We start from the raw sequence: 7,473 nt of genomic DNA on the forward strand, positions 1-7,473 counted from the left end.
TGGCGTGTGGCCGACAAGCTGCATACGCCGACCAGTCCGCCAGATCCCTCGACCTGACCAGCCGCTCCATTCACCATCATGCCTCACGCGCACGCGGATGGACCAACGGCCCAGCTGAGCCGCTTACTTTCCAACAGCCTCCTAGATGTTGCTCGGATTTGCTCGGCACTTCGACCCGACGGCATGCAACTGTCAGTGGCAGCTTGCGTTTGACTCAGTATCTCGGGCGCCCGGGCTTCCTCACACCATATGGAAGTAAGCTAGATGCCGGCTGCGGGATGGGCAAGCGGACCAGTCGCTGCAATTCCGCGATGGAGCCGTTAAAAATATCGAAGTCAGCCGGCACGGGACTGTTGTGGAAGTGATCTGATCGCTGCCAGAATGTGAAATCCGACCATGCCGGGGGCAACTTCGGCGAGCTTGCGTTGGTCCAGTCGGCAATCCATAAGGGAAACCGGCCGAATTCGGGGGCGCTAAGATACTCGTGGCCAGTCTCCCAGTCGGTGTAGATGATGGGAATGCATTTCATGGTTTCTTGTACCCGCTGGAGTGCCACCGCAAAAATGCGATCGGCCGTCGCAATGTCCGGAACGGAGGCGTGCAGCGGAAAACCCGCGCGTTCGATATCTATCGTAAGGCAGAGGTCGCGCATCGCCGGTGCCCCTATAGTGCGGACCGCGACATCAACTTGTTCGATAGGGTCTTGGTCTGGACGGAAAAAAAGATATGCGCCTCGGTAGACGCCCTGCTTCTTCATGATTTTCCAATTCTCGAGGAACTCCGGATCGGGCCACTTGCCGTAGGCGACACGTGCAAATGCGAAATCGATACGAGGAGCCTGCGAACACCGCCTCCGCTCCTGACTTGCCTCTGCCCGACCACTTTGAGACATCGAGCCCCAGCGGACGCTGGGGCAAATCGACAATGGCAGCCTCCTTCTCATTGCCCTCAGGAATGAATGCACCGATCGTCTCTGCCATCCGTGGTGCCTCGCTGGGCCCGGTTTGCAACATGGCATTAAATGGTCCTGCGCGCCAGAGGTCTCTGGATAGAGCACTCTCGGTCAGCGGGCTTGCCGCGCTGTTGTTGACCGCGACCGTCGATTTCAATTTGCCGTAGCTCTCGACAGCAGGCGCTGGCGCTTGTAATGTGGGTTCGCTCGTTTTCGGCGCTTCGCCCTCACTCTTATGCGCCGCGTGATTGCAGTTGCGATTTGCAACCGTGAATTCAGCCGCTAGGACGCAAAGAAGAGCGAGTATGGACAATATGACTAACCAACATCGGGGCCATCTTGTCGGAGTGCTCGGGGCGCGCATCCGCGCGGTCTGCGACTGTTTCTGACCGCTGTTCTCAATTCGAGAGCCAGCAACTGCCTGTGGTTTTCGCCGGCTCGGATGCTCTTCTGTATGTAGAGCATCCGCGCTCGGCATACTGCGGCGCGCTTGCGTACGTTCGTCATCGTCTCGGTCGTCGGTGACCTCCCCAACGTCAGTTTGATTCAGTGCATGGCCTCCTTCGGGAGAACTCACCATTGCGTTCGGGCGGTCCGGTACCCCGATAGCAGCGAGCAATGCAGCCCGCTCGACGGGTTGAATTTGCAACATCCCGTGAGTCGCCTCTTCAAGAAGATCAAAAGCGTCCTGCCCGAGTCGCGCGCTGCGGTACAGAACCTCTCCGGCGCAGTTAACTATCGTAGTTGGGTCCTCTGTGTAGTCTCCGGCTTGATTAATCACGATGCGTGGCTTCCCGCGCACGACTTCCATACGCGGCTCGCTGAAGATGGCCCCAATGCAGCGGATGACGCTCCGCGACGTCTCGCGTGAATGGTGTACCTGCATGAGACCTGCTGTGAGGAGCAGGTCAAACAACATCGCGACTTTCAACGTCCGCTCGATCTCACGCGCGTGTTCGGGCCACGCGCGCGCTGACACGTAAAAGAAGGCAGCGGCGAAGGGGGGATGGATGATCAGTCCCCGCGCGGAGGATGCGCTGAACCATGCTTCAGCCCAGATATCATGGAGAGACGCTGGGCCACGCGCGCTTGTGTCCAGCACGGCATTCAACCAGTCGCGCTCGACTTCTGTGAGCGACTGGATGACGCGGGCGATGCGATGCATATCCATAGCTAGAGCCCTAGTACGATCGATATCGGGGCAGGCAGGACGTGGCCTATCCCGATACGAAAATGTTCCCGAGGTTGCAGCCAGCGATTGCGCGGTCCTCGATCCCTTCACGGCCTTACAGTGGCTAGTTGATGCAATACCTTGCGCGATTAGGTGTCGCCGCCATCGCCGCTTCCCTTGCCGCCACTGTTACCCCCCGACGCCTCCCTGGCACCACCGTCGCGACCTGTGCCGGAATCATCAGCCGGCAAGCTGATGAACTTTGCCGGGAAGTACTTCGCCATCCATGCTTGCGCAAGTTGCGAGGCAGTGATCCTTTTGAGGTAGTAAGTGATCGGAGCGCCCATATTGCCCGCAAGACATTTCTGGATGTAGTCGTCAAGAGCATTCATCATTGAATTCGTATCGATGATCTTGTTCTTGCCATCATCGATGTCCGAGAGCGCGGACAGTGCGCTTTCGACCTGGCTCGACTTCATGGCCAGCAATTCCTGGCCGGTACGGGCGCGAGCGGCTGCCGATGAGACCGATTCCTGGTCCGTCGCCGTAGCTCCTTGCAGCTTGAGCAGCGCTGTCATCGACTTGGCGCCATCCGCGTCGGCGAATTGCTTGACCCCCATCTGCACTTCGTTCGACTTGATCGAAGGAATGGAACCGACAGTGACGAGCGTGCAGTGGGAAGTAACATTCTGCGCGGAGAGCAGCGATTTCGCGTCCTTGCTGAACGAACTGTTTACGCCGAAGCCACCCGAGGCGCTTTCAAACCAGCTCGCGATTTTGAATTGCGTTTGAAGCGACGCAGCAACGCTCTCCATGGCTTGGCGGTTTCGCGTTTCAGTTGTGTTTAGCACGTGGATCATGCCAATAAAGCAAGAACCCATCGTCGCGCCGGATAGAATGGTTAGCGCCTTTTCGTCCTTCGTGTCGGACTGGGCTGCAATCTTTTGCATTGAGGCGATCGAGTCAGTCTTAATCATCGCATCAGGGAAAGAGGAATTGAACGCACCGATGCCTTTGTCCACATCTAGAATGAACGGTGCTAGGAGTGCGGCATTCTTATGCGAACATGCCACGCTGATGACGAGCGTACCGGCGATGTCGTGGTTCTGGAGTTGACTGTTAACCTGGCTCGTGGCAGCGCTGGAGGTCTGTGTCGCGAAATCATCTCCGAAAATACCGACCTGACCGCTGACGAATGAGCCAATTATGGACGAATGTGTCCCTGATCGGAAGTCGCTTGCATCATTGGAAAAGAACTGAACGTTCATCTTGAGACTGTCAGCTGACAGTGGTATCTGCTTGATCTGCGAGCGATCGAAGTCGACCGGACTCTCCGCCGAGTCGCTGATACTGGACATTTTTTTCTTGAGCGGCTGGACTGACTTGATCGCAGCAACTTTCGCTTTTGCAAACTCCTGCGCTGCGGCGGCGAGATCCTTGCCTACCGCTACGGACTCGGCATCGACATGAGAGGTGTCGATACCCATCCCCGCCAGTTCCTGAGACGTCATGTCAAGCGAGCGCTTGGCGGAAATTAGGGAATTGAGAGTGTCTTCTGCGGCATCGGCAGGCGCACAAGCAGCCACAACCTGCTCGAGCAAATGCAGGCGCTCTATACTGACGAGATTTCCGAGCGCAAGCGCGGGATCGTAGGGAATCGCCGAAGGCATGATGGGATACTCCTGTGTCTACGGGTATTAGCGGGCTGTTCGTTAGTGCGACGGTAAAGAAAATCCACTGCTCATCGCAGTGGGCCTACGGGTGCCACATCGGCGAAATACATCGCCCGCCTGAGAGAAACTAGCACGGTGCCGTCTCGTGTTCGTCGAGAAGATAAGCCTTGATTTGACGACGGGATATGCCAAATGTTGAGTGCAACGCGTCTGAAGACCAGCCGCGCGCGAGCGCCGTTCGGATAGCGGCACGCCTAAGTGCCTGGAGCAGCCCCCAAACGTTGGGGATATCGATCTGGCCGTTCACGTCGGCAGTATCGCGCCACCGGATGTATATTGGTTCTGGCACGTACAGGCCGGTTCGGTGAAAGAACTTTTCGTGGCGCGTTGGTAGGTAAAGTCGACACCCACCATGGGCTTTCACCAGATCAAGCATCATGCCAAAGCTGGTTGAACGCACCACGTCAGCCAACGACTTGGGCAGACAACTTAACACGCGGTCGCGATTGCGCTCGCAAAATCGGATACACGGTTCGCGAGATTTCTCTGCGAACAGGCCCGCGCCTCCGATGGAGTGAATGAAACGTTCCTCCTCTGGTATCGCGGCGGGGTCTGCATCATTGATCGGGTGATGATTGATTTGCCACACTGGATTTCTCCTCTTGTCCAACGAGTGCAGGTTACCCAACGGAACTTCACCAAAATAGGGGAATTGCCTTCCCTGGTCGCACAAAGTCCCACTTCTTAATGCTATTAGGATGTGCGGGGGAGGACATTCAGGGCGTGATTGACGTCTATTTGGGGAGCCGTCCGACGCGGATTGCGCGGGTCGATAGATCGGTCCCCTCTCTCCACACGCAATTTCGCGGGAAACTCGTCCGCCGCAGCGTGGCATAAATGCCAAACGGGGGTCTGTGTTCTTCAGTGGACGGTTTTTGTTCAATGAGTGTCGCACATGGCGCAACGTGTCAAGCCTTGTTCGGTTAATCGACTAGAGTGAGATCTGTTTTTCTTTTCGCCCGGATTTGTTGGGGATCGACTCCTTAGGAAATTGGAGCGGCGCCTACGTGGATTTGGACGCAAGGACTCTTTAAATAGGGATTGTATTGTGCCCATCAGTAAAACCTAGTCATTAAGTGGAAAGCATTGAAATTTTGACTGAGCGCAGAGTGCCGCAATCAGCGCGCGGCGCAGGAAAAAATCGCCATGTGCGGGAAACGCTGGAACTGGGAGCTTCGGTGTCGTCCGTGGTTCTCGGCACGGCGTCAACGCCAATCCGTTGTGCGGCTGCCGCAAGCAATGCCAGGAAGGAAGTCTGGCGGCGGAGAGTGTGCGGGAGGCTTTGTGCCCGCATCTGAGCTGGCCGCCGTCGAACAGCGCCTCGGCACAACACAGGCTACGCAGCCGTCGAATGGCTGTCGGCCAATGGCTTGGCCAATATCGACCACCGCACGCGCAGCCTCGCTCGCCAACTGGGTCTTGAGCCGTCGTCCACCCTTGTGCGGTCGCCGCAGAGCAAATGGCATGACTGAATCGTTCGTGAAGGTTGTGAAGCACGACTACGTCGCTTCGTTGGACAAGCCTGACGCACAACCGGCGCTCTCGCGTCTGGCTATCGCCTTTGAACGCTACAAAGAGGCGCCGCACAAAGCCCTGAAAGAGCGCTCGCGTCGCGAGTTCAGGCATGCTGCGGCGTCATCAACCTAACGGTGCCCACGTGTGCTGAATTTCAGGAGCCACTCCAAAAACAACCCCCGCAGAAATTAGGCTCCGGGAGCGAGCAAGGTGAACGATGAATGATAATCGACACGGTCTTGCTATGACCGCAAAACGCTGCCGGCGAAACAACCGAGTGAGATGTTGTGACAGTCCGGTGGCTAGTTACTGCAACTACAGCGCGGCTGGCATCATGGCCAGTGCCGCGCACCAGGCGTGGGGCCGCGCGCGGGCGCGAACGACCGTGGTCGTGGTGGTTCTGCCCTTAACGGCATCCAATTCGCTGACCCTACTGCGTCGTCAGTCAGCGAAACTACAAAGGCATTGAGCAAGTTTTGGCTGAAGCAACGCGATACAAACTACCGATGCTTTGAGACTGATCAAACCGGCACGATAGCGAGTTCGCTATATTCAATTGCATTCGCGAGGAGGCGTTCGCGCGTCCAGCGGTCGGTTCAATGTTCCGGATTCGCCCTCGTATGGCGGGTGCGCAGAATCGACGGAAAAAATGGATGTATCGGACCCAGCAGCGATCCGAGAAGTGATGTGAGCGAGCAGCACTATGCAGTGCACTGTGGACGATTGCGTTATTGAAAACAGAGCTGACAGAATGGTAAAGGCGAACCAACCTGTGCATTTTCACACTCCGAATATCGGAAAGCTGCCGGAGCACGCGTGAAAAGTGCGACATATTGCAGGAATTCACGCAAGCGTATCACCAGCGTGCGACGGGCTTTAGAGCCTATCGCACAGGTGTCGATCTCATAGCGGAGCGCTGGGTCGGTGCCAACACACGGCAAGATTCAATAGCGCTGATGCAAGCCGCCTGTTATGCACCAATAGAATTTCGAGTGGGGTTCTCGCTTTGTCAAAAAATGCCGACACCGCTGCCGATAATCCGCTGATCCGCGTCGCAATGAAAGCACATCACGAAACAGCGATGCATATGAACCGGTCCGCATTCGCCTGCTTACAGGCAGCGCCGGATTCCGTTTGTGGACGAATTCCTACGGGCACCGCACACCCGGTCGCTAGTTCAGAGCGCGATGCAGTAATAGAGAAACAACGGTTCGCTGCGTGCCGGAACGAACAACTGGCGACGCAAGTGGAATTGCGTAGGGAAATCCTCATGCTGCGCGAAGCACTTACTGAAAGTGACGATCTGATCGCCCTTCATAAGACTTATCGAGAGAGCGCGGAGAAGCGCGCTGCGGCCGAACGTGAAAGCACACGTGCAATGCGAGTACAACTGAGCAAAATGGATGTACTGAATAGAGCGTTGCAAGCGGAAGCAAGTGCGATGGAGCGGGTTTTGAATAATCCTTCATCCTACTTATCGGGTCGGAAGGCCGATCCGCTCGCGGCATTGCAGGGCAAGCGCGTTCTGTATGTCGGGGGGCGGCCCGGATCTCTTTCTGCAATCCAGTGGCTCGTGGAAGCCTCAGGTGGAACGATGGCCTGCGGCAGCGACACGGTGGACTGTACCGGTTTGCTGGCCGCCGCGTTGCCGGATGTGGACATGCTCATGTTCCCTGCCGACTGTATAGACGACGATACAGTGAAGATGTTCGAGTGGATCTGTGAGCGCAATCGTATCGCGTGCTATCAACTTCGCACGGCAAGCTTGGCAAGTTTTGTGGAACTCATCGACCGGCTCAGCGCATTTGCGAAAACGGGTGCTGCTGTGCGCTCCGCGCGCTTTTGCCAGAGGCACGGCTAGGAAGCCCAATGGCAGGCTGCCGAGTTTAACATGCAGCGAAAGGAACGGTGCTGTCACTGACCGGCATATTCGAGCCATTCCGGGATCGGCGTAATCGAGCCACCGGATGATCGCCGCAATCGGGCCACTCGATGATCGGCGTATTGGAGCCACCGCAGGATCGGCGTAATCGAGCCACGTAGCAGGCTCAGTGTTCTGTCGGGTGCCAGCCCGAAACGCATTTCGAATTTCCGCAACCCGG

Annotated in this window: 4 protein-coding genes and 2 pseudogenes; 2 read left to right on the top strand and 4 right to left on the bottom strand. The window is 56.8% G+C overall.

The genetic code is table 11. The annotated features are described in order from the left end of the window. Nucleotides 1-214 precede the first annotated feature (214 nt). The 3 genes from AB3X89_RS38345 to AB3X89_RS38355 form a co-directional block, all read right to left on the bottom strand. Entirely contained in the window at nt 215-1,018 is an 804-nt protein-coding gene (locus AB3X89_RS38345; RefSeq protein ID WP_368587833.1) for a glycoside hydrolase family 25 protein, read from the bottom strand. Between the two features lie 1,254 nt (nt 1,019-2,272). Further along, nucleotides 2,273-3,793, bottom strand: a complete 1,521-nt coding sequence (locus AB3X89_RS38350) for a hypothetical protein (RefSeq protein ID WP_368587830.1) — start codon at nt 3,791-3,793, stop codon at nt 2,273-2,275. Nucleotides 3,794-3,923: 130 nt separating this feature from the next. Further along, nucleotides 3,924-4,445, bottom strand: a complete 522-nt coding sequence (locus AB3X89_RS38355) for a hypothetical protein (protein WP_368587831.1) — start codon at nt 4,443-4,445, stop codon at nt 3,924-3,926. A gap of 710 nt (nt 4,446-5,155) precedes the next feature. Here AB3X89_RS38355 and AB3X89_RS38360 point away from each other — a divergent pair. Both AB3X89_RS38360 and AB3X89_RS38365 read left to right on the top strand, forming a co-directional pair. Beyond that, nucleotides 5,156-5,503: pseudogene (locus tag AB3X89_RS38360) on the top strand (IS3 family transposase); the annotation flags it as partial. A gap of 874 nt (nt 5,504-6,377) precedes the next feature. Next, nucleotides 6,378-7,232: a hypothetical protein gene (locus AB3X89_RS38365; RefSeq protein ID WP_368587832.1), complete on the top strand. Its 855-nt coding sequence runs from the start codon at nt 6,378-6,380 to the stop codon at nt 7,230-7,232. 53 nt (nt 7,233-7,285) lie between these two features. Here AB3X89_RS38365 and AB3X89_RS38370 read toward each other — a convergent pair. Next, nucleotides 7,286-7,473: pseudogene (locus tag AB3X89_RS38370) on the bottom strand (hypothetical protein); the annotation flags it as partial.

The sequence above is a fragment of the Paraburkholderia sp. BR14320 genome, assembly GCF_040948665.1.
Classification (GTDB): Bacteria; Pseudomonadota; Gammaproteobacteria; order Burkholderiales; family Burkholderiaceae; genus Paraburkholderia; species Paraburkholderia youngii.